This is a genomic window from Streptomyces sp. NPDC048639 (assembly GCF_043199075.1).
Classification (GTDB): domain Bacteria; phylum Actinomycetota; class Actinomycetes; order Streptomycetales; family Streptomycetaceae; genus Streptomyces.
Window position 1 is genome coordinate 51,358 of sequence record NZ_JBICVP010000006.1, and the last position, 25,895, is coordinate 77,252.

Genomic DNA, 25,895 nt, shown 5'->3' on the forward strand with positions numbered 1-25,895 from the left:
CATGGAGGACGAGGTCGATCGGCTGGTCGCTGCGTGGCGCCGAGAGCGCCCTGACCTCGACGTGGAGCCGCTCGAGGTGCTCAGCCGCGTCAGCCGGCTCGCGCGGCATCTCGACCGGGCACGGCGGCTGGCCTTCACCGAGCACGGGCTGGAGTCCTGGGAGTTCGACGTCCTGACCTCCCTGCGCCGGGCCGGGGACCCGTACCAGCTCTCGCCGGGACAGTTGCTGACCCAGACGCTGGTCACCTCCGGGACGATGACCAACCGCATCGACCGGCTCGCCAAGAAGCGCCTCGTCGAGCGGCTGCCCGATCCCAGTGACCGCCGCGGCGTACTGGTCCGGCTCACCACCGAGGGCCGCGACCGGGCCGATCAGGCCCTGGCGGGTCTGCTCGAGCAGGAGCGGGCGATTCTCGCCGAGCTGTCGCGCGGCCAGCGGGCCGAACTCGCAGGATTGCTACGCCAGCTGACCGCCCCTTTCGACAACGTCCCCGGCTAGGTCCGCCGGACCCACGCCCGCTCTTCGGGCCAGCGCGACCGCGGCGAGCGTGGAGTGCACGCCCAGCTTGCCCAGCACGTTCTGCATATGGGTGCGGACGGTGTGCGGGGAGAGGTAGAGCCGTTCGGCGACGGCCTTGCGGCCGAGACCGGCCACCATGCAGCACAGCACCTCGCGCTCACGCGGGGTCAGCGACTCCACCAGCTGCTCGCTCTCGGTGCGGTGCTTGCGTGCTGACGTCAACTCCCGCAGGACGCCGGTGAGCAGCGCGGGCGGCAGATGCGTTTCATCGCGCAGGACCCCGCGGACCACCACCAGCAGCCGGGACAGCGAGCAGTCCTTGGCGACCCAGCCGGAGGCCCCCGCCTGCAGGGCTGCCGCCGCGCGGCGCGGGTCGTCGCGCTCGGCGAGCACGACCGTCCGCACACCGGGCTGGACCGAACGGGCCCTGGTCACCAGGGAGATGCCGTCCCCAGCACCGTTCACAGCCGGCTGCCCGGAGAGCGCGGCAGTGGCGGAACCCCCGCGGGCCGCGACTCCGGCATCGTGTCCGCCGAGGTCGGCATCGGCCAGCAGGACGTCGAAGCGGCGCCCCTCGGAGACCGCCCGCTCCAGGGAGCGCATTGCCGCGGGCGCGCTCCCGGCGGCCGCCACGTCCACATCCGGCTCGGCCGCGAGCGCGGCTGCCAGTGATTCGGCGAAGATGCGGTGGTCATCCACCACCAGGACCCGGATACGTGTCACTAACGACCCCCCAAGTGTCGGGGAATGGGCAGTTGGGGTACGACGCCTGGACGGGAAGGGACACAACCGTGCACGGCCGCCGCCGCGCTGTGATCACCAACCACCCCGGGCGCCGTACCCGACTGTCTCGCCCCCTGAATCAACACCGGCCCCCACCGATGCTGTGCATCAGCGTACGGCGGCACCCCGGCGGGGGAAGCGGATTGGGAAAAGTGTTTGCCCAGGTCGTTCAGGCGGTACTACATGCGTCATTAGAGGACACAAGTCGACAAAGAACGCCAGCAGTTGACCGCTTGACGGTCTCTCAGGGCCCCTGATTCTGCGGGCCGTCGCCCCTCTCGCATGCCGGTCCTCCCAGGCCGTCGGCTCCCTCGGCGCGAGCCCGGGGCCGTCGGAACGCTCGGACTCCGGCGCACTCGGGCTCCGGCGCATTCACGTCCCGAACCGCTCAAGTCCCGCACCGCTCAAGCTCCGTAACGCTCAAGCCCCGTAACGCTCAAGCCCCGGATCTCTCAGGCCAGGCGGCGGGCGCCCGCGGAGGGCACCGCGGTGAAGACCCTCGGGGCGCGGTGGCCCGCCGCGGCGAAGGCATCCCTCACCGCCATGGCCACCATGTCCGCCCCGGCCTCCTCCGTCAGCACGATCGCGGAGCCGCCGAAGCCGCCGCCCGTCATCCGGGATCCGAGTGCGCCGGCCGCGTTCGCCGAGGCGACCACCAGGTCGAGTTCGGGGCCGGAGACCTCGAAGTCGTCGCGCAGAGAGGCGTGTCCGGCGGTCAGCACCGGACCGATGGCGCGGGTCTCCCCGCGGTCCAGCAGCCCGAGCACCTGCTCCACGCGCGCGTTCTCGGTCACCACGTGCCGGACGCGGCGACGGACAACCGGTTCGTCCAGGGCGGCCAGTGCCTTCTCCAACCCGTCCGGCGCGATGTCGCGCAGAGCGGGCACACCGAGCGCACGCGCGCCCTCTTCGCACGTCGCCCGCCGGCGTGCATAGGCACCCTCACCGAGTTCGTGCTGGACGCGGGTGTCGACGACCAGAAGGCGCAGGCCCTCGCCGGCGAGGTCGAACGGGACCTGGCGCTGGGCGAGATGGCGGGTGTCCAGGTGCAGCACATGGCTCTCGGTGCAGCAGGCCGAAGCGGTCTGGTCCATGATCCCGCAGGGGACTCCGACGTAGAGGTTCTCCGCGCGCCGGCACAGCCGGGCCAGCTGCCACCGCGGTACGTCGAGCCCGAACAGGTCGTTGCAGGCCAGCGCCGTGACGACCTCCAGCGCCGCTGAGGACGAGAGACCGGCACCGGTCGGGACGGTGGACGCGATGTGGATATCCGCACCGGTCACCGCGTGCCCCGCGTCCAGCAACGCCCGTACCGCACCGGCCGGGTACGCGGACCACCCCCCGCCTCCGCCCGGCTCCAGCGCGTCGGGGCGCAGTTCGACGACGCCGCCCACCACGTCCGCCGAGTGCAGTCGGAGCACACCGTCGGAGCGGCGGGCGACTGCGGCGAGCGTGGTGTGCGGCAGGGCGAGCGGCAGCACGAAACCGTCGTTGTAGTCGGTGTGTTCGCCGATCAGGTTGACCCGGCCGGGGGCCGCCCACACGCCGTCGGGCGGCGAGCCGTACAGCTCCCGGAACGCCTCGGCGACCTCCGCGGCCCCGTCCGCGCCCCCCGCCACCCGGTCCGTCCCGCTCCGGTCCGTCCCGCCCGCGCCCGTCACGCCTACGCGTCCCGGCCCTGCGCGAAGGCCCAGGCGTCGGCGACGATGCCGGCGAGGTCGGCACGGCTCGGACGCCAGCCCAGGCTCGTACGGGCCCGTTCCGCGGAGGCGACGAGCACGGCCGGGTCGCCGCCGCGGCGGGGTGCCGCGACCTCGGGGACCGGGTGTCCGGTGACCGTGCGGACGGTCTCGATGACCTCGCGGACGGAGAAGCCGTTGCCGTTGCCGAGGTTGCAGATCAAGTGCTCGCCGGACCGGGCCGCGCCCAGGGCGAGGAGGTGGGCCTCGGCGAGGTCGGCCACGTGGATGTAGTCGCGGATGCAGGTCCCGTCGGGGGTCGGGTAGTCGTCGCCGAAGACGGAGATCGCCTCGCGCCGGCCCTGGGCGACCTGGAGGACGAGCGGGATGAGGTGGGACTCGGGGTCGTGCCGCTCGCCGTACGTGGTGCCGTCACCGGCGGCGTACGCCCCGGCGACGTTGAAGTAGCGCAGGGAGACGGCGGCCAGGCCGTGCGCCGCGCACTCGCCGCCGATCATGTGGTCGACGGCGAGCTTGGAGGCCCCGTACGGGTTGGTGGGCGCGGTGACGGCGTCCTCGGTGATGGGGACCTCGTCCGGCTCGCCGTAGGTGGCGGCGGTGGAGGAGAACACCAGGGTGCGCACCTCCGCGGCGCGCATGGCGGCCAGCAGCTCGGTGGTACCGCCGACGTTGTTCCGCCAGTACTTCTCGGGGTTCGCCACGGACTCGCCGACCTGCGAGAAGGCGGCGAAGTGCAGGACGCCGTCGTAGGAGCGGTCCAGCCACTTGGCCGCGTCCTGGATGCGACCCTCGATGAAGTCGGCGCCGGCCGGGACCCCTTCGCGGTGGCCCGTGGAGAGGTCGTCGAGCACCGTCACGGTGTGCCCGGCCTCCAGCAGATGCGCGGCGACAATGCTGCCGACGTAGCCCGCCCCGCCGGTGACCAGGTACTTCTTCTGCTCGTTGCTCACTCGCTCGCTACCTCTCGCAGTCGCTGGGCCGCGGTCTCCGGCGGCACATCGTTGATGAACACATTCATGCCGGATTCGGAACCCGCGAGAAACTTCAGCTTGCCGTAAGTGCGGCGAATGGTGAAAAGCTCGAGGTGGAGCGCGAAGTCGCCGCGGTTCTCCGCGCTCAGCGGCGCCTGGTGCCAGCCGGAGATGTACGGCGTGGGCGACTCCCCCGCGTTGTCCTTCCCTCCGCCCCTCGCACCTTCGGTCCCGCAACCGGGCTCGTCGAAGATCCGGTCGAAGCGCCTCAACAGTTCCAGATAGAGCTGTGGAAACTCTGTGCGCGCCGCGTCGTCGAGCGCGAGCAGGTCCGGGACGCGGCGGTTCGGGTAGAGGTGCACCTCGTACGGCCAGCGGGCGGCGTACGGCACGAAGGCGGTCCAGTGCTCACCGGCCAGCACGACGCGCCGTCCGTCGGCGCGCTCCTCGGCCAGGACGTCGTCGAAGAGATTGCCCCCACCTGTGCGCGCCGTGTGCTCAGCGGTCATGCGGAGCATCCGCTCGGTGCGCGGGGTGACGAAGGGATAGGCGTAGATCTGGCCGTGCGGGTGGCCGAGGGTGACGCCGATCTCCTGGCCGCGGTTCTCGAAGCAGAACACCTGCTCCACGCCCGGGAGATGGGCCAGTTCGGCGGTGCGGTCGGTCAGCGCGTGGAGCACGAGTCCGGCCTGCTCCTCGGTCAGATCGGCGAACGAGGCGTCGTGGTCGGAGGTGAAGCAGACCACTTCGCAGCGCCCGGCGTCACCGGTCAGCGAGGGGAAGCGGTTCTCGAAGACCACCACGTCGTAGTCGTCGGCGGGGATCTCGGTGCGCCGGCCACCGCGGGAGGGGCAGAGCGGACAGGCGTCGGTCGGGGGGTGGTACGTGCGGTCCTGGCGGTGCGAGGCGACGATCACGGATTCGCCCAGCAGGTCGTCGCGACGGATCTCTGATGCGGTGCGCACAGGAGGGAGCGGGCGCTCGTCCCGCGCGTCCCGTACGGCGTCGTCGGAGAGGTCGTAGTAGAGCAGTTCGCGCCCGTCCGCGAGACGGGTCGATGTCTTCTTCACGCCGGCGCTCCTCGCCACTACCATCATCCGGCAAACAGAAACGAACACAACAAACCACAACTCAACAGAGCCGTCAATAGCGTGCGGCCCCTTGGACAACTACCCATAAAAGGAACAAGTTCGGGGGCGTTTACATCGGTATTGCGGCGCCTACTGCGGAATGCGCCCCCGGACCCGGAGAGAGTGATCCATGCACGACCTGGCAGCAGAACGACTCCGACTCCCCACCAACGCACTCGACTACGCGATCCTGATCCTCTACTTCGCCGTCGTGCTCGGCGTCGGGCTCGCCGCCCGGCGCAGCGTCAAGACCAGCCTCGACTTCTTCCTCTCCGGACGGTCGCTCCCCGCCTGGATCACCGGACTGGCCTTCATCGCCGCCAACCTCGGCGCTTTGGAGATCCTGGGCATGGCGGCGAACGGCGCGCAGTACGGCGTCTACACCGTGCACTGGTACTGGGTGGGGGCCATCCCCGCCATGGTCTTCCTCGGCCTGGTGATGATGCCCTTCTACTACGGCTCCAAGGTCCGGTCCGTCCCCGAGTTCCTGCTGCACCGCTACGGGCCGCCCTCGCACCTGCTCAGCTCGATCATCTTCTCCGTGGCGTCAGTCCTCGTCGCGGGCGTCAACCTCTACGCGATGGCGATCGTGATCGAGGCCCTGCTCGGCTGGCCGCAGTGGGTGGCCATCGTCGTCTCCGGGCTCTTCGTCCTCGTCTACATCACCCTCGGCGGTCTCTCCTCGGCGATCTACAACGAGGTCCTGCAGTTCTTCGTCATCCTCGCCGCGCTCATCCCGCTCACCGTCGTCGGTCTCGCGCGCGTCGGCGGCTTCGGCGGTCTCAAGGACTCGCTCGTCGGCGGGCACGGCGACAACTTCGTCTCCGCATGGGCCGGTACGGGCATCGGCTCGGACAACCCGCTCGGCGCCAACTGGCTGACCATCGTGCTCGGTCTCGGCTTCTGCCTCAGCTTCGGCTACTGGACGACCAACTTCACCGAGGTGCAGCGCGCCCTGTCCGCCAAGAACCTCTCGGCCGCCCAGCGCACCCCGCTCATCGCCGCCTTCCCCAAGATCTTCATCCCGCTGATCGTCGTCGTCCCCGGCCTGATCGCGCTGGTGATGGAGCCGAGCATCGGGCAGGAGGGCAGCGGCCTGGAGTACAACGACGCGGTGCCGGTGCTCATGCGCGACCTGCTGCCGAACGGCGTGCTGGGCATCGCCATCACCGGTCTGCTGGCGGCGTTCATGGCGGGCATGGCGGCGAACGTCTCGGCCTTCAACGCGGTGTTCACCAACGACATATGGTCCCGGTACATCAGAAGGGGCCGCGAGGACACGCACTATCTGCTGGTGGGCCGCATCGTGACGGCGGTCGGGGTGGTCGGCGGCATGGGGACCGCCTTCATCGCCTCGACGTTCAGCAACATCATGAACTATCTGCAGACGCTGTTCTCCTTCTTCAACGTCCCGCTGTTCTGCGTCTTCATCATCGGGATGTTCTGGAAGCGGGCCACGTCCGCGGCCGGGTTCTGGGGCCTGCTGACCGGCACCGTCGCGGCGATGATCAATTACTTCTGGTTCTACAAGGAGGCCGTCATCTCCATCCCCAGCGACCAGGGCGCCAACTTCGTCTCCGCGATCGTGGCGTTCGTCGTGGGCGGCGTGGTGATGGTCGGGGTCTCGCTCTTCACCAAGCCCAAGCCCATGGAGTCGCTGGCGGGTCTGGTGTACGGCACCACCTCGCCCGGCATGGCCGAGCCGCCCGCCCTCGGCGACGAGGCGTGGTACCGCAAGCCGGCGCTGCTCGGCTGGGGCGCGATCATCCTGGCGGCCCTGTGCTACATCCCGTTCTCCCTGTGACCGCCCGCCCCCGACCCGACCGGAGAGCAGCATGAGCGACGAGTACACGTATCAGCGAGAAGTCCAGGAACTCGAGGAGAAGTCGGCGACGGCGGCCCGGCTCTTCGACGTCCGGCGCATCATCGGCGGGCTGTTCGTGGTCTACGGGATCATCATCACCATCGCCGGGATCACCGCCTCCGACGCCGACATCGACAAGGCGGAGGGCATCAACATCAATCTCTGGACCGGGCTGGCCATGCTCGCGCTCGGCCTGCTCTTCCTCGTATGGCTGAGACTGCGGCCCGTGCCCCCGGTGCAGGCGCCACCGAACCCCGACCTGCCCACACCCGGCGGGTCCGAGCCGGGCGGTCAGGGGGAAGGCGGTTCCGGCGCGGGGAGTTCCGGGACCGGCGGACAGCAGCCGCAGGGCTGACGCGCCCGGCGGAGGACCGTACGGTCACCCGACGCCGTACGGTCCTCCGCCGCCCAACTCGCCCGCCTCGCCCCCGCTACGGGCCCCCGGCACCCCGGGGACCGCGAGCGGGCGCGCCGTGTGCGCGGTGTGCGCCCGGTCCAGCAGTCCCGTACGGGCCGCCAGCGCCGCCGCCTCCAGCCGCGACCCGACGCCCAGCTTCATCAGTACGCGCTGCACATGCGTACGCGCCGTGCTCGGCGCGATGCTCATCCCGGCCGCGATGAGCCGGGTGTCCTCGCCCTCCGCGACACGGACGAGCACTTCGGCCTCCCGCGGGGTCAGCATCTGGAGCAGCCGGGCGGCCTCGTCGTCCGGCTGGGCGGCGGGGTTGAGCAGTTCGGCGAACGCGCCCTGCAGCAGCTGGGGGGCGACGGCCGCGTCGCCGGCCCTGGCCTTCATCATGGCCCGTTCGACACCCTCGATGCGCTCGTCGTGGCGCACATACCCCGACGCCCCGGCGGCGAAGGCCGCGGCGATCCCGCGCGGGTTGGGCACCGGCCCGAGCACCACGACGGCGACCTGCGGGCGCTCGCGCTTGATGCGCACCACGGGGTCGAACGCCCCGGGCTGCGCGGGCGCCGCCGTGCCCAGCAGGCACACCTCGGGCGCCCGGCTGACGACGAGTTCGGCCGCTCCGGAGCACGGCGCCGTCGCGGCCAGGACGCGGTGTCCGCGCAGCTTGAGCGCGGAGGCCAGCGCCTCGGCCAGAAGACGGTGGTCGTCGACGACCATGAGCCGTACGCCCATCGGCTTCCCCAATCCCCCGACGCCCCGGGCCTCGTGTCCACCGGAAGCTACACGCTCGCTCCGCGTCGTGTGCCCGATACCGGCGAGGAGGCTCGACACAGGCGGAAATTCCCTGCCATGCGTGCCCAGTTCGGACGCGAGGCCCGGCACGCGGGATGCGTGCCGGGCCTCTGCGGGTGCGGGTGCGGCGGAACGGGGTGCGCGCGGGCGCGAGGTGCGGCTGCTGCGCACCACCGCGTCCGGGCCGGCCTAGTCCTCGCCGAAGACGATCGCCAGGTACTCCTTCTCGCCCACCAGCGGCTTGCGGTTGGTGATGTAGTGCTGGCCCATGTAGAGCCGGCTGTCCTTGTAGACCACGTCCATGTTGAACTCGGGGCGGAAGACACTCTCCGTACGCGCCGTGGAGTCGTCGTTCTTCAGCAGCACGCTCTGCTTGAGCGTCTTGCCGTCGATGCTGACGACCTCCCCGCCCTTGTCGTAGGTCGGGTACTTGTACGCGATGATGTCGCCGCCCTCCATGCGCAGCGGCACCATCACGCGCCCCTCCCCCGCGTCCGCCTTGCCCTTGGTCTTGCCGCCGTCGAGGTCGAAGGCGACGATCTCGTTCGTCCGCCCGTAATCGGCCTGGGCCTGGTGCTCCTTGGTGGGCATGTAGAGGGTGTCCTGGGTGACGGTGACCAGCTTGCAGTCCTCGACATCGGTCGAACCGCACTCAGGGGTGTACTGACCCTGCTGCGTGGCGATCTTGCCGCGCAGCTTGCCCGTCTTCTCTCCGTCGTCGATGGCGAAGAAGTCCGAGACACCGCTTCCGGTGTCGTCGCTGGCGTCGACGGCGATCACGAGCGGGTCGGTCGAGGCGATGTGCACGTACTCGATGCCACTGGGCACCTTGTAGACCGACTTCGGGGAACCGCTGGACGGGTTGAGGGTCTGGACCTCGAGCTCCGGCTTGGAGTACTCGCCGCAGCGCTTGACGGCCACCAGCTTCTCACCGCCGGCGTAACCGTCGTCCCGGCACTCTTTGTCGGTCCCCGGCTTCCACAGCCGCTCGCCGCCGTCGAGCTTCCATGCGGCGCCGCCGCTGATGCCGCCCGCGGCGACGGTGCCGCCGCCAATGGTCACCTCGTCGAAGCGGAGCTTCCGGCCGCTCTCGGAGATGCTCTTCTGCCAGAGCTTCTTGCCGGTGTTGACGTTGATCGCCGCGACCTCGGTGCAGCCCTGGTGGAGCTTGTCCTTGGTGGTCTTTGCTCCCTGGAAGAGGACCGCCGTGCTGCCGTCCTCGGTCGTGTGGCGCGAGGCCCAGCAGACCGAGCCGTCGAGCGGGATCTCCCACTTCTTCTCGCCGCCGGACACGTCATAGCCGACGATCTCGTCGACGCCGCTCTTGGCGAAGACGGTGTCGGTCACCCACAGGCCCTCGGCGGTCACCTGCTCGTCCACCTTGGGCCGCGGGATCTTCGTGATGAGCTCGGCCTCGACAGTCGTGGTCGTGGTACCGCCGTCCGAACCGCCGCTGTCACCGCCTGTGCTGCCGCCGCTCGTGCCGCTGCCGCCCGAGGAGTTCTTGGCCTCGTCCTTCTTGCCGTCGCCGTCACCGCTCGTGGCGAACCAGACGCCGCCGACGATCAGCAGCAGGGCCGCGACGGCCGCGCCCACGATCAGGACCACACGCTGCTTGGACCCGCCTCCGGGCGGGGTGGCGCCGGGGTACGGAGCCTGGGGCGGGTACATGCCGTACTGCGGCGGCGCGTACGGACCCGGACCGTACGCCTGCTGGCCGTATGCCTGCTGACCGTAGGGCGGCTGCCCGAACTGCGGCTGCTGGCCCGGCTGCTGCGCACCGGGGTAGCCGTACGGCGAGGCGGGGGCCTGCGGCGGCTGGCCGGGCGCGGGCGCGGCCTGCGGCGGCTGGCCCGCCGCGGCCGGAGGGGTCTGCGGCGGCTGCCCGGGGGGCGGTGGCGCCTGCGGCGCCTGGCCGGGAGGCGGCGGGTTCTGCGGATAGCCGTACGAGGGCTGCCCCTGCGGCGGCTGCGGCGGCTGCTGCGGGTACCCGTAGGCAGGGTCCTGAGGGGCGCCGAACTCGCCCTGCGGGGGCTGGTTCGGCGGCTGGGGCGGCTGTGACATCAGCAGTCCTCATTCGTGCAGGGGCGCATGTCCCGACCGGCCTCCCCCGCACTCCCGGAAGGTGTCAAGTCCCGCCGGAATGGAGCGAATCGGGCATGCTCCCCGCAAGACAACGACACTCGAGCGGGAGTTCTTTCTACCACCCGCCACTGTCGGCCGGAGGGGCCAGTATCGGCACCGGCGGCCAGTCGAGACCGGTCCGTGACGCCTCCGTTGCACACCCGAACAGCCACTGCGGCACGCCCCGGACCGCGCGCTCACCAACGTCCGTAAAGGAGAAGGGAATTGCGGTCCGCGGACCCGTGCGCCGGCTCAGGCCTCGTCGGCCAGCTCCAGCCAGCGCATCTCCAGATCCTCCCGCTCCGTCGCCAGCTCCCGCAGCTCCGCGTCCAGCTTCGCCACCCGCTCGAAGTCGGTGGCGTTCTCGGCCATCCGGTCGTGCAGAGTGGTCTCCTGGCCGCCGATACGGTCCAGCCGGCGCTCGATGCGCTGGAGTTCCTTCTGCGCGGCGCGCTGGTCGGCCGCCGACTTCTGCTGCTTCTGCTGCTCGGGGGCCGCCTCCGCCAGGACCCTGGCCGCGGCCTCCTCCTCCATGCGGTGGCGGCGCTCCAGGTACTCGTCCACGCCGCGCGGCAGCATCCGCAGCCGGGCGTCGCCGAGCAGCGCGAACACCCGGTCCGTGGTGCGCTCGACGAAGTACCGGTCGTGGCTGATGACCACCAGCGAACCGGCCCATCCGTCGAGGAGGTCCTCGAGCTGGGTGAGGGTCTCGATGTCCAGATCGTTCGTCGGCTCGTCGAGGAAGAGGACGTTGGGCTCGTCCATCAGCAGGCGCAGGATCTGCAGCCGCCGACGCTCACCGCCGGACAGGTCGCCGACCGGCGTCCACTGCTTCTCCTTGGTGAAGCCGAACTTCTCGCAGAGCTGGGAGGCGGTCATCTCCCGGCCCTTGCCGAGGTCGACCCGCTGCCGCACCTGCTCCACCGCCTCCAGCACCCGGAGCGCCGGCGGCAGTTCGGCCACCTCCTGCGAGAGGTAGGCCAGCTTGACGGTCCTGCCCACGGCGACCCGGCCGGCCACCGGCTGCGCGTCGCCCTCCGTGCGGGCCGCGTCCGCCATCGCCCGCAGCAGCGAGGTCTTGCCCGCGCCGTTCACGCCGACGAGCCCGATGCGGTCGCCGGGTCCGAGCTGCCATGTCAGATGCCGCAGCAGCACCTTGGGCCCGGCCTGGACCGTCACGTCCTCCAGTTCGAAGACCGTCTTGCCGAGCCGGCTGCCCGCGAAGCGCATCAGCTCCGCGCTGTCCCGCGGCGGCGGCACGTCCGCGATCAGCTCGTTGGCCGCCTCGACACGGAACCGCGGCTTGCTCGTACGGGCCGGGGCACCGCGCCGCAGCCAGGCCAGCTCCTTGCGCACCAGGTTCTGCCGCTTGGCCTCCTCGGTGGCGGCGATGCGCTCCCGTTCGGCGCGCGCGAAGACGTAGTCGGAGTAGCCGCCCTCGTACTCGTGGACGGCGCCGCGCTGCACGTCCCACATGCGGGTGCAGACCTGGTCGAGGAACCAGCGGTCGTGGGTGACGACCACCAGGGCCGAGCGGCGCGCCCGCAGATGGGCGGCCAGCCAGGCGATGCCCTCGACGTCCAGGTGGTTGGTGGGCTCGTCGAGAACGATCAGGTCCTGCTCGGCGATCAGCAGCTGTGCCAGCGCGATACGGCGGCGCTCGCCGCCGGACAGCGGGCCGATGACCGTGTCCAGGCCTTCGGGGAAGCCGGGCAGGTCGAGGCCGCCGAAGAGCCCGGTCAGGATGTCCCGGATCCGTGCGTCTCCCGCCCATTCGTGATCGGCGAGGTCGCCGATCACCTCGTGGCGGATCGTGGCGGCGGGGTCGAGCGAGTCGTACTGGGTGAGCACGCCCAGCCGCAGTCCGCCGGAGTGCGTGACCCGGCCGGTGTCGGCGGTCTCCAGCTTGGCCAGGACGCGGATGAGGGTCGTCTTGCCGTCGCCGTTGCGACCGACGACGCCGATCCGGTCGCCCTCGCTGACGCCGAGCGAGACGCCGTCGAGGAGGGCCCGCGTGCCGTACACCTTCACGACGGCCTCGACATTGACCAGATTGACGGCCATTTCACTCCTGCTTCTGCGCCGGCTGACGGCGCTGCGGATGATCGACCTTCCAGGGTAGTCGCCGCAGCGGGCGCCTCCTGCCGCGGCCGGGCGCCGAACGCTCCCGGGCCGGTGGGGGCGGGGTCGAGACCGGTGTCAGGGGCGCAAGGTCCGGCGGCCCGCGGTCTCCACGAGGAGCCAGCCGAACACGGCCATCGCGACGGCGGCGGGAGCCGTGATGTGCACGGCGATCAGCAGCGCCGTACGCCCGTCCAGCAGCCCGCCGAAGCCGACCATCGACAGACCGAGGACACCGAGCAGGCACAGCGTGACGCCGGCAGCGGCGGCCGGGCTCGACGCACGGCGGGCCACCGCGCCGGTGGGGCGAGCGCCGCTCGCACCGGCTCCGGCCCGCGGCCGTGCGGCGGCCGGGCGTTCGAAGCGGCGGAAGGCGGCGACCAGCAGCGCGGTCAGCGCGGCAGCGGCGGCCATACGGACCGGGGCCTGGGCCCACCAGGCGGGTGTCGCGGGTGCCGGGAGGGGCACATCGAGCGCCAACAGCAGCCCGTAGACGCCCAGCATCGCGGTGAGGTGCCAGAGGAACGCGGTCATCGCCACGCCGTTCGCCACGACCACGCCACGCCACACACGCGGCCGCGCGAGCAGGCGTGCCGCGGGGGCGCGCAGCAGCTCGACCGCTCCGGTCAGCCACAGGCCGTGGAACAGCAGGGCGAGCGTGGGCGGCGCCATGTTGCTGACCTTCTCCCCCGGCATGCCCACCATGCTGAGCGGATACGGGCCGAAGGCCACCAGCGCGGCAGCACCCGCGAGACCGCACAGCGCCAGGGAGGCGGGCACGCGCAGCCCCGCCGCGGAGAGCCGGCCGTCGGCGCGGAGGAAGCCGAGCTGGTGGACGGCGAGCCAGACGAACGCGAAGTTGAGGAACTCCACGTACGGCACGCCGAAGCCGAACCGCAGGACGTCCACGGCCGCGGCCGCCCCGGCGAGCGCACCGAACGCGCCCCAGCCGTACCGCTCGTGCAGGCGCAGCAGCGGCGGGGTGAACGCCACCATGGCGAGGTAGATCCCGATGAACCACAGCGGCTGGGCGACGAGCCGCGCGGCGACATCGGTCAGCGGGCCGTCGCCGCCGAGGAGTTGTACGGCGAGCGCACCGGCCGCCCAGACGGCGATGAAGACCATGGTGGGGCGCAGCAGCCGTTGCAGACGGGCGCGGAGGAAGGCGGGGTAGAGCCCGGTCCGCACCTCCGCGCCTCCGTCCCCGGCTCCGGCTCCGGCTCCGGCGCGCTTGCGCAGGGAGCGGTACGACAGCGCGTGCGAGAAGCCTCCGACGAAGAAGAACACCGGCATCACCTGGAGCAGCCAGGTGACCGGCTGGAGCCGCGGCTCGACGGCGAGCAGATTGCCCACCTGCGCGCGACCGTCCCCCTCCGCGGTGACGGCGGCCATCAGCCAGTGCCCGAGCACGACGGTGCCGAGGGAGGCGGCCCGCAGAAGGTCGATGTACCGGTCGCGGTGCGCGGGGGTCGCGGCGGCGAGTTCGCTGGCGCTGGTCTTCATGCGGACAACCTGCCGTGGGCAGGCGCGGCGAGGTCACGGCGCCGGTACTCATTTCCGTCCCGGCGGGCGTAGGTACGCGTACCCAGTCCGGGGTGGTGCCCCGTCCCGCGCGCGGAGGGCGTCGCTCGGGCGGTGTGTACGGTCCGGGCCGCGGGTCCCCCTGGCCGCGCGGCCCAACGGGTCCCGCCCTTACGTCACTTGGCGCCGCGCCTTCCCCTGCGGCTCCGGCCCGTCCTCGGAGGACGCCCCGGCCCGGTCACACCACCGTCGCCCCGGGGGCCGGGCTCGTGGCCGGGATGGCCGTGCGGCAGGTGCCCGAGGCGCGGAGCGCGCCCGACAGTGCCGTCGCCGCCGCGGCGTCACGGGCCAGGAAGGCGCACGTCGGGCCCGAGCCCGAGACGATCGACGCAAGGGCACCCGCCTTCGCGCCCGCCTCCAGCGTCTCCGTGAGAGAGGGGCGCAGCGAAACCGCCGCCGCCTGGAGGTCGTTGCTCGATCCTCCTCCGGACACGGTCCTGGCGGGGGTCCCCCCGGCGAAGCCAGGGGGCGTGCCCCCGGCCATCACCGCGGACGCCAGCGCCACGACGTCGCCCTCGGCGAGGGCGTCCAGCAGCGCCGGGGACGGCTCCGGGTCCGGTACGTGCTCGACGCTCGCGCCGCCCGTGGCTCCCGCGCCCGCCCTCTCCGCGTACGCCGCCTCCCGCAGCCGGTCGCACTCGCGGTACACCGCGGGGGTCGAGAGTCCGCCGTCCGCCACCGCGAAGACCCAGTGGAAGGTCCCGCCCACCTCCAGGGGCGTGAGGAGTTCCCCGCGCCCGCGCCCCAGGGCCGCACCGCCGATCAGGCTGAACGGCACGTCGCTGCCCAACTCGGCGCAGAGGGACAGGAGTTCCTCGCGCGAGGCGCCTGTCCCCCACAGCGCGTCGCAGGCCACCAGCGCGCCTGCGCCGTCCGCGCTGCCGCCCGCCATACCGCCCGCGACGGGGATCTCCTTGGCGATGTGGAGGTGTACCTCGGGCGCGATCCCGTAGCGGGCGCCCAGGAGTTCCGCGGCGCGCGCGGCGAGGTTCGTACGGTCGGCCGGGACCTGGTCCGCGTCCGGACCCTCGACGGTGATCCGCAAGGTGTCGGACGGGGTGACGGTGACGCGGTCGTGGAGTCCCACGGCCAGGAAGACGTTGGCCAGGTCGTGGAAGCCGTCGGGCCGCACCCCGCCCACGGCGAGCTGCACGTTGACCTTGGCGGGGACGCTGACGGTCACGGACCGCGTCACAGCGCGGCTCCCTTCTTCTCCGCGATACGGGCGAACTCCTCGACGGTGAGCGACTCCCCGCGCGCCTGCGGCGAGACCCCGGCGGCCACCAGCGCGGCCTCGGCCTTCGCAGCGGAGCCCGCCCAGCCGGCGAGCGCAGCGCGCAGCGTCTTGCGCCGCTGGGCGAAGGCGGCGTCGACGACGGCGAACACCTCGTTGCGCGAGGCGCTGGTCTTCAGCGGCTCCGCGCGCCGCACGAGGGAGACGAGGCCGGAGTCGACGTTGGGCGCCGGCCAGAAGACGTTGCGCCCGATGGCCCCGGCGCGCTTCACCTCCGCGTACCAGGCGGCCTTGACCGACGGCACGCCGTACACCTTCGAACCGGGCGGCGCCGCGAGCCGGTCGGCCACCTCCGCCTGGACCATGACGAGGGTCCGCTCGATGGCCGGGAACGTCGCCAGCATGTGCAGCAGGACGGGGACGGCCACGTTGTAGGGCAGGTTGGCGACGAGCGCGGTCGGCGCGGGCTCCGGGAGCTCGGTGATGTGCAGCGCGTCGGCGTGCACCAGGGCGAAGCGGTCGGCGCGCTCCGGCAGCCGGGCCGCGACGGTGGCGGGCAGCGCGCCGGCGAGCACGTCGTCGATCTCGACGGCCGTCACCCGGTCCGCGGCCTCCAGGAGGGCGAGGGTCAGCGAGCCGAGTCCCGGCCCGACCTCGACGACCACGTCGTCCGGACGCACATCCGCGGTCCGCACGATCCGCCGGACGGTGTTGGCGTCGATGACGAAGTTCTGGCCGCGCTGCTTGGTCGGGCGAACGCCGAGGGCGGCGGCCAGTTCGCGGATCTCGGTGGGGCCCAGCAGGGGCCCGTGCTCGTCGTGGAGGGGGCTGGTGCTCACTGGTGAAGCTTACGGCCGCAGTGCGGCCACGGACTCGCCCCCCTTTGCACGTACAGCTTCTTGGCCCGGTAGGTCTGCTCGCCGGCCGGTGCGTCCTGGGGGCGGCCGCGGCCGCCGAGCCGCTGCCAGGTGGGGGTGTCGAACTGGTAGAGCCCGCCGTACGTGCCCGAGGCGTCCACCGCGTTCGTCCGGCCGCCCGACTCGCAGTGCGCCATCGCCGACCAGTTCAGGCCGTCCGCGCCGCTGACCGAGCGCGGCAGCGGCTTGGTCCCGACGTGGACGACCTGGGTGCGCGGCCGCCGCACCACCTCGGAGCGGAGCTTGCGCGGCTTCTGCCGGACGCCGTTGACGGTGCGCAGGGCGTAGGTGACGCGCCGTGCGCCCTGCAGCCCCTGCTGGACGACGACCTCGGTGCCCTGGGTGAGGGACGCGTCGAGGTAGCTGACCGTGCGGAAGCGGACCGGCTCCTCCCGCACCTCCTCCGTGCCGGTGATCCGCAGGACCGAGACCGTCTGGCCGTCGTAGGGGAAGCTGTCCTGTGCGACGGACGTGGTGTCCTGGCCGCGCAGCACGATGCCCGCCTGCTCGACGACCTCCCGGACGGTGGCCGCGTTCGTGCGCATCGCGTGCACGCGTCCGTCGGCGAGGACGGTCACCGTGCGCTCGGTCCACACGTTCAGGTCGAGGCCGCGGCGGGAGATCGAGGAGCTGCGGGAGGCGGAGAGGTCGGCGCCCTCGGCGCGTACGCCGAGCTGGTGCAGGGCGCTCTCGACGGTGCCCGCGGTGGTCCAGACGCGGCGGTCGGTGCCGTCGAGGGTGAGGGTGACGGGGCGTCCGTAGCGGACGACGACCTCATCGCCGTCGGCGAGCGCCTCCTCGGGAGCGGGCGAGACCAGGTCGTGCCGGCCGACCTCCACGCCCTCGTCCTCCAGCAGTTCCTGGACGTCGTCGGCGAAGGTGTGGAGGGTCCGGTCAGTGCCGTCCACGGTCAGGCGCACCGACTTGTCGTGGGCGACGAAGGCCGAGGTCCCGCCCGCGAGGAAGGCCACGACGAGCGCCTGCGGGACGAGACGGCGCAGGGCGTCGGGGCGTTCGGCGGCCCGCCGGTGCTGGGCGGCGCGGCGGACGGCGGCCCGGCCGCCGCCGGGGGGTGCGGGAGCCGCGGCGGGCGGCGGGGGAGCGGCGACCGGGGGTGCGGGAACTGGGGGTGCGGGAGCGGCGGCCGGGCGCACGGTGGCTGCGGTCCGGGGGCCGCCCGGCGGTACGGGGGGCGGGGCGGCGAGCGGGTACTGACGCGGCACCCGGCCGGGCTCGTACGGGCGGTTGAACCCCTGCGTGTCCCCGGGCTCGTACAGGCGGCCGTGTCCCGGCGCCTCCCCCGGCTCGTACGGGCGGTTGAATCCGCTGAATCCGCGCGCGTCCTCCGCGCGGCTCCGGCGGGCGCCGCGGACGGCGCGATGGCTGCCCTGAGATCTGCTCACGACGCTCCCTCCCCCCGATTCCGGTGATCGGCCCGGGACTGTATCGAAGGGACCGTCACTCTCCCAAACGGAGTGACTGCACACGGTGACGCAACGGGCGCGGCGGACCCCGGGTTTCGCCTGCCGCAGCCGCGGCGGTCAGTAGCCGAACGCGCGTGCCGTATTCGCCGCGACCGCCTCCGCGAGGGCGTCCTCGCCGACGCCCTTCACCTCGGCCATGGCACGCAGCGTGTACGGGATCAGATACGGGGCGTTGGGCCGTCCGCGGTAGGGCGCGGGCGTGAGGAAGGGCGCGTCCGTCTCGACGAGAATCAGGTCGAGAGGGGCGACGGCGAGCGCGTCGCGCAGCGGCTGCGCGTTCTTGAAGGTGACGTTGCCGGCGAAGGACATCAGATAGCCGCGCTCGGCGCAGATCTTGGCCATCTCGGCGTCGCCGGAGTAGCAGTGGAAGACGACGGTCCCGGGGGCGCCTTCCTCCTCCAGCACGCGGAGCACATCCGCGTGCGCCTCCCGGTCGTGGATGACGAGGGCCTTGCCGTGCCGCTTGGCGATGTCGATGTGACGGCGGAAGGACAGCTCCTGTGCGGCGATGCCGTCGGGCCCGGTCCGGAACCGGTCCAGCCCGGTCTCGCCGACGCCCTTCACCTGGGGCAGCGCGGCGAGGGCGTCGATCTCGGCGAGTGCGGCATCGAGCGCCTCCTGCCCGCCGGGCTTCCGCGTGCCCTGGCGGGACCATCCGTCGGGGTCGCCGAGGACGATGCGGGGCGCTTCGTTGGGGTGCAGCGCCACGGTGGCGTGCACCGTCTCGTACGCGGCGGCCGTCTCCGCCGCCCAGCGGGACCCGGCGACATCGCAGCCGACCTGGATGAGGGTCGCGACGCCGACGGACGCGGCCTTGGCGACGGCCTTCTCGACCGTGGTGTCCTGCATGTCGAGATGGGTGTGGGAGTCGGCCACCGGGACCCGCAGGGGCTCGGGCAGCGGCGGGGCCGAGGCGGCCTCGCGGTCCTTGCCGTCCCTGCCGTCCTTGCCCTGGGTCTCGCCCGTGCCGCTGCCGTTCTTCGGTGCCGTTGCCGCCATGGCGGCGATCCTATGCGGGCCGCCGGTGCGTCCCGGTGCCGCCCGCCGGGCTCACGGCCGTGAGCCCGGGGTGCTCGCGCACTGCGGGCGCCGGGGTCACGACGCCTTGCGATGGAAGCGGTGGAACAGATCGGAGAGATGGCGCCGATGGGCGGCCTGGGCCTCGCCCCCGCCTCCTGAGGCGACCGTCCCTTCCCGTTCGGCCCCTTCCTGTCCGGTCCCTTCCCCACCGGCCGTCTCCCCGGTACGCGTCGTGACCGGCGGTTCCATCGGTGCGGGGGCCGCGGGCGCAGCCGAGCCGAGCAGCGGCCCGGCGATCCCCTGCTCCGCCAGTCCCGCCGCGGCCAGCGGGATCTGGCCGGACCGCATGATGCGCACCACGTGGCCGTCGCAGTTCTGGCAGGTGGGGCGGGTCAGCGGGGACGGCACGCGGTGGCCGTTCGCGTGGTAGGTGACGTGGGCGCGCCCCTGGGCGTCCACATGGTGATGGATCTCGTACGCCTGCTCCCAGCCGTGGCCGCACCGCATACAGGCGAAGGAGTACGCCTCGCGGGTGTGCGGCTCGGCGGATGTGCTGCGGGCTGTCGGGAAGACACCCTTCGGGGTGTCCGCGATATCACTCATGCCAGCTCCTCTTGTCCATCGGACAAGCCCTCCGGGACCGGAACGTCCCGGTTCCAGTGGACGCCCATATCGGCGGGAACGCAGCAGCCCCAGCCACCTGTTGGCGCAGATTTGGGGAGTTGGTTGTGGAGAAACCCTTCTGCAGGGGCCTGAGCTTTGCCTTTTCAGATTATCCCTTTACCTTGCGCCCGGCCCCTGCCCTGCGGGACCGGCCGCAGGACCGGTCCACAGACGGGTGCCCGCCCCCTCCACGGCGCACCGCCCGTCACGCCTTCTTCGCCGCCACCACCGCGTCGAAGACCTGCCGCTTCGGCAGCCCGGCCGCCGCCGCCACGGCCGCGATCGCCGCCTTGCGGTGCTCGCCCGCCTCCTCGCGTACGGCCACGCGCCGAGCCAGCTCGGCGGGGTCCAGGTCTTCGGGCTCCGGCGCGGGCGCCCCCTCCACCACGATCGTGATCTCGCCGCGTACGCCCTCGGCCGCCCACGCGGCCAGGTCCTTCAGCGGCCCGCGCCTGACCTCCTCGTACGTCTTGGTCAGCTCGCGGCACACGGCGGCGCGGCGCTCGGCCCCGAACACCTCGGCCATCGCGGCCAGGGTGTCGTCGAGCCGGTGCGGCGCCTCGAAGTAGACGAGCGTGCGGCGCTCGCCCGCGACCTCACGGAGGCGGCCCAGCCGCTCGCCCGCCTTGCGCGGGAGGAAGCCCTCGAAGCAGAAGCGGTCGACCGGAAGCCCGGAGAGGGCAAGGGCGGTGAGGACCGCGGAGGGCCCCGGTACGGCGGTGACCTTGATGTCCCGCTCGACGGCCGCGGCGACGAGCCGGTATCCGGGGTCGGACACGGACGGCATCCCCGCGTCGGTGACCAGCAGCACCCGGGCCCCGCCCTCCAGCGCCTCGACCAGTTCCGGCGTCCGCGCTGCCTCGTTGCCCTCGAAGTACGACACGACCCGCCCCGTGGTCTGCACCCCGAGCGCCTGGGTGAGCCGGCGCAGCCGCCGTGTGTCCTCGGCCGCCACCACATCGGCGGTCTCCAGCTCGGCGGCCAGCCGGGGCGGGGCGTCCGCGACGTCGCCGATGGGGGTCCCTGCGAGTACGAGCGTTCCAGTCACGCCTGCCATCCTCCCAGGCCCGGCATCCGGCACGGGCACGCCCGGGATCCCGACCGTCCGGGCCCCCGGCCGCCCCGCACGGCCCGTTCCCGCACAGCCCGTCCCCGGACAGGGAACGCGGCAGCCCACCGCCCCGCGGGTCAACCCTCCGAGGGGTGCCCGCACCCGGCCCGGGGCGGGAGGCACACGCGCACAGCAGGGTTCCCTACGATGGCGCGGTGACCAGTGACACCGCGACAGGAGCACGACCCGTGGCCGGCGAACAGCACGGCGGTGAGGCGGCGGAACGAGCAGCCGCACCGACCGCATGGCAGCTGCGGCTCCGCCGCTTCGGGCACGTGGACCGGCCGCGGACGCCGCTGCGGGAGCGGCTCGTCCCCCCGTACCCGGCTCCCGCCACCCGGCCCTGGGCCATGCTCGGCATCGGCCCGCACGCCGCTGACCGGCTCGCCCGCTGGTCCGCCTGGGGCGGTCCCCTGCTCGTCGCCCTGGTCGCGGGACTGCTCCGGTTCTGGCACCTGGGCCGCCCCAATGCCGTGATATTCGACGAGACGTACTACGCGAAGGACGCCTGGTCGCTGCTCCGGTACGGATACGAGGGGACCTGGCCGAAGAACGCCAACGACCTGATCCTGGGCCACCCGCCGAAGATCCCGCTCAGCCCCGAGCACAGCTATGTCGTCCACCCGCCCGTGGGGAAGTGGACGATCGCGCTCGGCGAGCAGTTCTTCGGACTGACCCCCTTCGGGTGGCGCTTCATGACAGCGGTGCTCGGCACGCTCTCCGTGCTGATGCTGTGCCGCATCGGCCGGCGGCTGCTCCGCTCCACCGCGCTGGGCTGCCTGGCCGGGGCCCTGCTCGCGGTGGACGGCCTGCACTTCGTGATGAGCCGCACCGCGCTGCTCGACCTGGTGCTGATGTTCTGGGTGCTGGCCGCCTTCGGCTGCCTGCTCGCCGACCGGGACAGAACGCGGGCGAAACTGGCGGCCGCCCTGCCGCCGGACGAGAGCGGCACCGACGTACGCCCCGATCCCGCCGTCGGGGACCGGCTGCGGCTGGGGCTGCGCCCGTGGCGGCTGGCCGCGGGCCTGTGTCTGGGCCTGGCCATCGCCACGAAGTGGAACGGCCTCTACATCCTGGCGGCGTTCGGCATCCTCACCGTCCTGTGGGACGCCGCCGCGCGCCGCATGGCCGGGGCCCGGCACCCGTACCGCTCGATGCTGAAGCGGGACGCGCTGCCCGCCTTCGTGTCGGTGCTGCCGGTCGCGATCGCGACGTACGTCGCCTCCTGGTCCGGCTGGTTCGCCACCCGGGGCGGCTACTTCCGCGACTGGGCGTCGACCCCGCCGCACCAGGGCGGCCTCTGGAGCTGGCTGCCCGACGGGCTGCGCAGCCTGTGGCACTACCAGGCCGAGGTCTACGACTTCCACGTCAAGCTGACCTCGCCGCACACCTACCAGTCCAACCCCTGGAGCTGGCCGGTACTGGGTCGCCCGGTCTCGTACTTCTACGAGTCCCCGCGCCCGGGACAGGACGGCTGCCCGGTGGACGCGGCCGACAAGTGCGCCCGCGAGGTCCTGGCCATCGGCACACCGCTGCTGTGGTGGGCGGCGTGCTTCGCGGTGCTGTACGTGCTCTACCGCTGGGCGTTCCGCCGGGACTGGCGCGCGGGGGCGATCCTCTGCGGCATCGCGGCGGGCTGGCTGCCCTGGTTCATGTACCAGGAGCGGACGATCTTCCTCTTCTACGCCGTGGTGTTCGTGCCGTTCCTCTGCCTGGCCCTGGCGATGATGCTGGGCGCGATGCTCGGTCCACGGGGGTCGAGTGAACGCCGCCGAGCCGTGGGCGCGGTGGGCGCGGGCGTCCTCGTGCTGCTCATCGTCTGGAACTTCATCTACTTCTGGCCGATCTACACGGGCCAGGCGATCCCGATCGAGTCGTGGCGGGACCGCATGTGGCTCGACACCTGGGTCTAGCGGGGCGAACACACCACGAGGGTGCGGCAGTTCGCCGCACCCTCGTGGTCGTTGCCGGTCCTTTGTTGTCGCTGTGGGCTCCCGCGGACGGCCTGGAGACGGCCCGACCGGCCCGACCGGCCCGAAGCCATGGGCGTCCTCGGACATCGTGCCCGGGTCGCCTGTACCGACTCGTCCGGCGGCGACCGCCGGACCTCCGCTGCGGTGTTTCGCCACCCGCGCGCCTCGAACGGCGGTGGGGCGGCACCGGGCCGCCCCACCCACCTCCGTCGGGCTCAGCCCGACAGCGCCTGTCAGCGCAGGGCAGATCCGAAGTGGGCGTCCTTGTAGGGCGCGGAGAGGTCCTTGGCGCCGAAGGCGTAGGCGGACGTTGCTGTGAGACCCGTCGAGGTGCCGCGCAGCAGCCAGGTCGCGCCGTTCTCGCCGTTCTCCGCGGTGGAGCCGGCGGCGAGGTCGCGGTTGCCGTTGCCGTCGACGTCCAGGAGCGCGGTGCTCACCCCGAACCGGTCGTCCTTCTCGCCGACTCCGGGAACACCGGAGGTGTCCTGGTGGAAGACCTGGGACCCGGCACCCGAGACACCGGATGAGCTGCCGCGGAGGAGAGCGATCGAGCCGGTATCGGCGGTGCTCCCGACGTCCTCGCCCGGGATGCCGAGCGCGATGTCGTCGCAACCGTCGCCTGTGACGTCGCCGACGGAGACCGAGGCGCCGAGCTGGTCGCCGTCCTCCTCGGCACCGGGGAAGCCGGCCAGGTCCTGGTCGAAGGTCTGCACGTTGTCGTCGGACAGGCCGGAGGCCGAGCCCCACGCGACCCGCACCTTGTTGTTCCAGCCGTCGACGCCGGCCACGACGTCGTCGTACCCGTCGCCGTTCACATCGCCCACATCGGTGCCGGCGTCCTCGCCCGCGGTCTCACCGGGCACCCCGTCGCCGCGGGTGAAGCCCGAACTGCCGCCGTAGAGCAGGCGGTTGCCCCACGTGCCGTCACCGGTGTAGATCCACTGGACGATGTCGTCCTTGCCGTCGCCGTTGATGTCGCCGACGTGGCCGGACCGGACCGGGCCGGTGATCGAGTCGGGTCCGTCCTCGCAGCCGCCGCCGGTGGCGCAGGAGGCGTCGTCCTCCTCATAGCCCCACCACTCGGACTTGTTCAGGATGTTCAGGACGTCGGCAGGCTTCCCGGCACGGGATATGGGGCCCTTCCACAGGGTGGCCGGGGCCCCCATGGGGTCGTCGCCACCGATGGACTGATCGGTGAACAGGGCGAGGTCCGGGGTGTCGTCGCCGTCGAAGTCACCAATCTGCGGCGCACCTCCGTACTTGGCGATGTTCGTGCCACCAGTCAGGCCGGACGCGGAGCCCCACAGGATCACCGAGCCCGCCTCGCCGCCCGCGATCACGAGGTCACTGAAACCGTCCTTGTCCAGATCCCCCTTGGTGAAGGTGGACCCGAACTGCTGCTTGGCGGTCGCGGAGCCGGGTACGCCGCTGGTGGAGCGGCTGATGATCTTCTTGTGGGAGGCGGAGAGCCCGTCCGCCGAGCCGTACATGACGGCCACGTAACCCGCGTTCGCCTTCTCCGACACAGTGGCGTCCGGGGCGCCGACGACCAGGTCCGCGTAACCGTCACCGTTGAAGTCGTCCTGCGCATCCGCCGACCCTGTCGCGGCCTCGGCCGATGCACCGGTGAGAGCCCAGACACCGGCTCCCCCGGCAAGCAGCGCCGCCGCGGCGAGGGACGCGGTCAGCCGCGCGGAACGAGTTCTGCGTCGTGCTCGGGACATACGTGAAGCCCTTCAAGTCGTTCCGGTGCGGCGCGGACGTGCGCCGCGTTCACGGAGTGCGACTCGAAAGGGGCGTTACCCGTTGTACGTCCGGATGTGAGGGATTGGTAACCATGGAGCAAGGGCGGTGAGAGGCAGGGCGCCTGCCGCCGCAGCCGCCTCGCCGCGACCGGTGACCCCGCCGCTCCACCCGGCCGGGGATCATCGCCCGGATCTCCCGTCGGCGGGGCGGACGAGCATGCGGACACGCAGACAGGAGGACGGCGGCGTGGACCGCGCCGGGGTCCACGTCGCCGCCATGGGCGAGGGGCTGGTTGAGGAGATCGAGCCCGAGGGCGGCGCGCCCCGCCAGGGGCTGACAGCCGACTCCCCCGCGCGGGCCGGGGGCGGGCGGGCCGGGTCAGTGGACCAGGTCGGAGGGGTCGGTGTTCGCGCCGCACAGGATCACGGCGACCTGCTCGCCGTCGGCGGGTTCGTGGACCCCGGACAGCAGAGCGGCGAGGGCGGTGGCTGCCCCGTGCTCGACCGCGAGCCTCCGGTGGTCCCACAGGGCGCGGCGGGCGGAGTGGATCGCATCGTCGGTGACGAGCAGGGAGGTGGCGTTCGCGGTCCTGGCCCACTGGAGGGCCATCTCGGAGGTGCGGCGCGCGCCGAGAGAGTCCGCGGCGATGGAGTCGACGGTCACGTCCGTGACGCGACCGGCCCGGATCGCGGTGTTCAGCGCACGGCAGTTCTCCGGTTCGACGGCGACGACGTGGACGTCGTGTTCGTGTGCGGCTGCGGTGATGCCGGTGAACAGTCCTCCCCCGCCGACGGCGACCACGACGGTGTCCAGATCGGGCAGTGCCTGATGGATCTCTTCCATGAGGGTGCCTGCACCGGCGGCGATGAGCGGGTGGTCATACGCGTGCGACTGCAGGGCTCCGGTCGCGGCGGCGTACTGCTGTGAGGCCTGGAGCGCCTCGGCGTACTCGCTGCCCACCTGCCGGACGTCCGCACCGAGTTTCCTCAGCTTGTCGACCTTCACCCGTGGGGCGGTCTCGGGGACGAACACGGTGGCGGGCACATCGTGGCGGGCGGCCGCCCAGGCGCAGGCCAGGCCCGCGTTCCCGCCCGAGGCGATGACGACTCCGGCCTCGGGCATGGTGCCCGCCCGGAGGTGGTGGGCGGTGAAGTTGAGCGCCCCGCGCGCCTTGAACGATCCGGTGTGCTGCATGAACTCCAGCGCCAGGTGGACGTCGGCGCCGCCGAAGGTGCCCGGGTCGACGGGGGTGAGAGTGACGGGCCGGACGTAGCCGGAGACCCGGTCGGATGCCGCTCCGACATCGGCGTACGTGATGGTCATCGGTAGGCCTCCCAACGGCTCTGGTCACGACCACGCAATCAGATGGCCTGCTCGGGTGTCACGATTCGCGCGGGTTGCGAGGTCCCGCAGTTGGCCGGGTTCGGCCAGTTCGGCCAGTTCGCGCAGAGACAGGGGCGCGGGGGAGCCGTGCCGGCCAGTGGGATCCGCCGTCGCTGATCACACCGCAGCGGCGCTCCTCTCCACCTGGATGAGGTCTCTTCCCCACGCCCCCGTGCCTGGTCCGGTCCTGCGAACCATCCCCTGTCGAGACGTGGCGGGATCGCAGGTGGCTCGACACCGGGGTCCAGTTGGGCGGGGGGGGGGCGGGGGGGGGGGGGGCGGGGCCCCCCCCCCCCCCGCCGCACCCCCCCCCCCCCCCCCCCGGGGCGGGGGTCCGCACACCCAGCGGGGGGGACAACCCCCACA

At 72.4% G+C, this 25,895-nt stretch carries 20 protein-coding genes; 4 read left to right on the forward strand and 16 right to left on the reverse strand.

Annotated elements, in window-relative coordinates:
- Position 1: 1 nt before the first annotated feature.
- The gene (locus tag ACGFNH_RS17565; RefSeq protein ID WP_393654596.1) at positions 2-499 is read left to right on the forward strand and encodes a MarR family winged helix-turn-helix transcriptional regulator; all 498 of its coding nucleotides are present in this window, start codon (positions 2-4) and stop codon (positions 497-499) included.
- Here ACGFNH_RS17565 and ACGFNH_RS17570 read toward each other — a convergent pair.
- The 4 genes from ACGFNH_RS17570 to ACGFNH_RS17585 form a co-directional block, all read right to left on the reverse strand.
- Entirely contained in the window at positions 458-1,243 is a 786-nt protein-coding gene (locus ACGFNH_RS17570; RefSeq protein ID WP_393654598.1) for a LuxR C-terminal-related transcriptional regulator, read from the reverse strand. The genes ACGFNH_RS17565 and ACGFNH_RS17570 overlap by 42 nt on opposite strands.
- 512 nt (positions 1,244-1,755) lie before the next feature.
- Positions 1,756-2,922, reverse strand: coding sequence for a galactokinase (gene galK, locus ACGFNH_RS17575; RefSeq protein ID WP_393655386.1), 1,167 nt, complete (start codon positions 2,920-2,922; stop codon positions 1,756-1,758).
- Positions 2,923-2,966: 44 nt separating this feature from the next.
- Positions 2,967-3,953, reverse strand: a complete 987-nt coding sequence (gene galE, locus ACGFNH_RS17580) for a UDP-glucose 4-epimerase GalE (RefSeq protein WP_393654600.1) — start codon at positions 3,951-3,953, stop codon at positions 2,967-2,969.
- Complete coding sequence (locus tag ACGFNH_RS17585) at positions 3,950-5,044, reverse strand: galactose-1-phosphate uridylyltransferase (protein WP_393654602.1); 1,095 nt, start codon at positions 5,042-5,044, stop codon at positions 3,950-3,952. The genes galE and ACGFNH_RS17585 overlap by 4 nt, the downstream gene beginning before the upstream one ends.
- 190 nt (positions 5,045-5,234) lie before the next feature.
- On the opposite strand from ACGFNH_RS17585, the gene ACGFNH_RS17590 reads away from it, so the two are divergent.
- Together ACGFNH_RS17590 and ACGFNH_RS17595 are read left to right on the forward strand one after the other, a co-directional pair.
- On the forward strand, positions 5,235-6,908 hold the full coding sequence (locus tag ACGFNH_RS17590) for a sodium:solute symporter family protein (RefSeq protein WP_393654604.1): 1,674 nt from the start codon (positions 5,235-5,237) through the stop codon (positions 6,906-6,908).
- Positions 6,909-6,939: 31 nt separating this feature from the next.
- Positions 6,940-7,323 (forward strand): hypothetical protein, encoded by a 384-nt coding sequence (locus tag ACGFNH_RS17595; RefSeq protein WP_393654606.1) that lies wholly within the window; start codon positions 6,940-6,942, stop codon positions 7,321-7,323.
- 24 nt (positions 7,324-7,347) lie between these two features.
- Here ACGFNH_RS17595 and ACGFNH_RS17600 read toward each other — a convergent pair whose 3' ends face one another.
- The 10 genes from ACGFNH_RS17600 to rsmI all read right to left on the reverse strand — a co-directional run bounded on the left by ACGFNH_RS17600 (position 7,348) and on the right by rsmI (position 20,364).
- On the reverse strand, positions 7,348-8,112 hold the full coding sequence (locus ACGFNH_RS17600; protein ID WP_393654607.1) for a LuxR C-terminal-related transcriptional regulator: 765 nt from the start codon (positions 8,110-8,112) through the stop codon (positions 7,348-7,350).
- Positions 8,113-8,361: 249 nt separating this feature from the next.
- Positions 8,362-10,236, reverse strand: a complete 1,875-nt coding sequence (locus tag ACGFNH_RS17605) for a PQQ-binding-like beta-propeller repeat protein (protein ID WP_393654609.1) — start codon at positions 10,234-10,236, stop codon at positions 8,362-8,364.
- Positions 10,237-10,548: 312 nt separating this feature from the next.
- Entirely contained in the window at positions 10,549-12,360 is a 1,812-nt protein-coding gene (locus ACGFNH_RS17610) for an ABC-F family ATP-binding cassette domain-containing protein (protein WP_393654611.1), read from the reverse strand.
- Positions 12,361-12,495: 135 nt separating this feature from the next.
- The gene (locus ACGFNH_RS17615; protein WP_393654613.1) at positions 12,496-13,920 is read right to left on the reverse strand and encodes an acyltransferase family protein; all 1,425 of its coding nucleotides are present in this window, start codon (positions 13,918-13,920) and stop codon (positions 12,496-12,498) included.
- Between the two features lie 256 nt (positions 13,921-14,176).
- The gene (locus tag ACGFNH_RS17620; protein WP_393654615.1) at positions 14,177-15,193 is read right to left on the reverse strand and encodes a 4-(cytidine 5'-diphospho)-2-C-methyl-D-erythritol kinase; all 1,017 of its coding nucleotides are present in this window, start codon (positions 15,191-15,193) and stop codon (positions 14,177-14,179) included.
- A complete protein-coding gene (gene rsmA, locus ACGFNH_RS17625) occupies positions 15,190-16,071 on the reverse strand; it encodes a 16S rRNA (adenine(1518)-N(6)/adenine(1519)-N(6))-dimethyltransferase RsmA (RefSeq protein WP_393654617.1) in 882 nt (293 codons plus the stop codon). The genes ACGFNH_RS17620 and rsmA overlap by 4 nt, the downstream gene beginning before the upstream one ends.
- Positions 16,068-17,552, reverse strand: a complete 1,485-nt coding sequence (locus tag ACGFNH_RS17630) for a ubiquitin-like domain-containing protein (RefSeq protein ID WP_393654619.1) — start codon at positions 17,550-17,552, stop codon at positions 16,068-16,070. Before ACGFNH_RS17630 ends, rsmA begins: the two co-directional genes overlap by 4 nt.
- A gap of 138 nt (positions 17,553-17,690) precedes the next feature.
- A complete protein-coding gene (locus ACGFNH_RS17635; protein ID WP_393654621.1) occupies positions 17,691-18,632 on the reverse strand; it encodes a TatD family hydrolase in 942 nt (313 codons plus the stop codon).
- Between the two features lie 96 nt (positions 18,633-18,728).
- Positions 18,729-19,256, reverse strand: a complete 528-nt coding sequence (locus tag ACGFNH_RS17640) for a hypothetical protein (RefSeq protein WP_393654623.1) — start codon at positions 19,254-19,256, stop codon at positions 18,729-18,731.
- Positions 19,257-19,521: 265 nt separating this feature from the next.
- A complete protein-coding gene (gene rsmI, locus ACGFNH_RS17645; RefSeq protein WP_393654624.1) occupies positions 19,522-20,364 on the reverse strand; it encodes a 16S rRNA (cytidine(1402)-2'-O)-methyltransferase in 843 nt (280 codons plus the stop codon).
- 218 nt (positions 20,365-20,582) lie between these two features.
- On the opposite strand from rsmI, the gene ACGFNH_RS17650 reads away from it, so the two are divergent.
- A complete protein-coding gene (locus ACGFNH_RS17650; RefSeq protein WP_393654626.1) occupies positions 20,583-22,340 on the forward strand; it encodes a dolichyl-phosphate-mannose--protein mannosyltransferase in 1,758 nt (585 codons plus the stop codon).
- 293 nt (positions 22,341-22,633) lie between these two features.
- Here the strand turns inward: ACGFNH_RS17650 and ACGFNH_RS17655 are convergent, their stop codons facing one another.
- Complete coding sequence (locus ACGFNH_RS17655) at positions 22,634-24,124, reverse strand: hypothetical protein (RefSeq protein ID WP_393654628.1); 1,491 nt, start codon at positions 24,122-24,124, stop codon at positions 22,634-22,636.
- A gap of 400 nt (positions 24,125-24,524) precedes the next feature.
- The gene (locus tag ACGFNH_RS17660; RefSeq protein ID WP_393654630.1) at positions 24,525-25,469 is read right to left on the reverse strand and encodes a threonine/serine dehydratase; all 945 of its coding nucleotides are present in this window, start codon (positions 25,467-25,469) and stop codon (positions 24,525-24,527) included.
- Positions 25,470-25,895 lie beyond the last annotated feature (426 nt).

What these genes read in the sequence shown, in the direction of transcription:
- ACGFNH_RS17565 (WP_393654596.1), top strand. Translation starts at nt 2, where the DNA reads ATGGAGGACGAGGTCGATCGGCTGGTCGCTGCGTGGCGCCGAGAGCGC.
- ACGFNH_RS17660 (WP_393654630.1), bottom strand. Translation starts at nt 25,469, where the DNA reads ATGACCATCACGTACGCCGATGTCGGAGCGGCATCCGACCGGGTCTCC.
- ACGFNH_RS17635 (WP_393654621.1), bottom strand. Translation starts at nt 18,632, where the DNA reads ATGGCGGCAACGGCACCGAAGAACGGCAGCGGCACGGGCGAGACCCAG.
- ACGFNH_RS17615 (WP_393654613.1), bottom strand. Translation starts at nt 13,920, where the DNA reads ATGAAGACCAGCGCCAGCGAACTCGCCGCCGCGACCCCCGCGCACCGC.
- ACGFNH_RS17655 (WP_393654628.1), bottom strand. Translation starts at nt 24,124, where the DNA reads ATGTCCCGAGCACGACGCAGAACTCGTTCCGCGCGGCTGACCGCGTCC.
- ACGFNH_RS17600 (WP_393654607.1), bottom strand. Translation starts at nt 8,112, where the DNA reads ATGGGCGTACGGCTCATGGTCGTCGACGACCACCGTCTTCTGGCCGAG.
- ACGFNH_RS17640 (WP_393654623.1), bottom strand. Translation starts at nt 19,256, where the DNA reads ATGAGTGATATCGCGGACACCCCGAAGGGTGTCTTCCCGACAGCCCGC.
- ACGFNH_RS17590 (WP_393654604.1), top strand. Translation starts at nt 5,235, where the DNA reads ATGCACGACCTGGCAGCAGAACGACTCCGACTCCCCACCAACGCACTC.
- ACGFNH_RS17605 (WP_393654609.1), bottom strand. Translation starts at nt 10,236, where the DNA reads ATGTCACAGCCGCCCCAGCCGCCGAACCAGCCCCCGCAGGGCGAGTTC.
- ACGFNH_RS17595 (WP_393654606.1), top strand. Translation starts at nt 6,940, where the DNA reads ATGAGCGACGAGTACACGTATCAGCGAGAAGTCCAGGAACTCGAGGAG.
- ACGFNH_RS17610 (WP_393654611.1), bottom strand. Translation starts at nt 12,360, where the DNA reads ATGGCCGTCAATCTGGTCAATGTCGAGGCCGTCGTGAAGGTGTACGGC.